We start from the raw sequence: 856 nt of genomic DNA, 5'->3' as shown, positions 1-856 counted from the left end.
AGTCGCGGCAGGTAGGCCAAGCGCGCCGACCGACCCGCCAGCCTTGCTTAAGTGCCTCAGAGGTATGTACCATTTTAGCTGCCTATCATCTCTCGGGCTATAAATGCTTTGAATATTACTACCGGCAGGTAATCCAAGAGAGTTATGCCAGTTATTTTCCTCAAGCTCCTAGCTACGAACGATTTTTAGTGCTGGTTAGCCGCAACTATGAGTTGATGTGGCTCTGGTCGCTGCATTGCTGTTTGAAAGCTCAGCGGACCGGCTTGTACATTATCGATTCTAAACCTCTGCCAGTATGCCACCTCAAGCGTGAACATTCCCACCAGGTATTCTGGGCTACTGCCCGCAAAGGCAAATCTTCTACCGGCTGGTTCTATGGCTTCAAGCTACATCTAGTGATCAACGACCGGGGAGAAAGCATTAACTGGACTATCACTCCCGGTAATGTAGCTGATAACAACCAGTTCTTACTACAAGGATTGCTCAAGGGGCTTACAGGTATTTGTCTAGCCGACAAAGGCTATTTTACTTCTCTGTTTGAATGGTTCTATCAGCAGCGACTCCACTTGGTGATCAAACCTAAGCGCAACATGAAAAAAGACGCTGCCTGCTTAGCCGATCATGCTCATTACCTGAGAAAAAGGGCCTTGATTGAATCAGTCAATGATCTGTTAGTTAGCATATGTGATCTGGAGCATACCAGGCACCGCAAACCTGAAAATGCCTTTTCCCATATCGCCGCTGCTATAATCGCTTATCAATTCCTCGATCACAAGCCGGCTATTTTTATTCCTAACCCACCACAGCACTACCCTATGGCTGCCTAATGTTGCACCGGCTAATCCATAGTTCACGT

General features: G+C 47.4%; 1 protein-coding gene. It reads left to right on the top strand.

Translation table 11 applies throughout. The annotated features are described in order from the left end of the window. Positions 1-827, top strand: an 827-nt coding sequence (locus Q0590_RS37405; RefSeq protein ID WP_302042798.1) for an IS982 family transposase, incomplete at its 5' end; no start/stop codon positions are given. Between the last annotated feature and the right edge of the window lie 29 nt (positions 828-856).

It is taken from the genome of Rhodocytophaga aerolata (genome assembly GCF_030503435.1).
Lineage (GTDB): Bacteria > Bacteroidota > Bacteroidia > Cytophagales > 172606-1 > Rhodocytophaga > Rhodocytophaga aerolata.
Note: the sequence above shows the minus strand (reverse complement) of the source record. Positions and strands in the feature narration are given on the sequence as shown.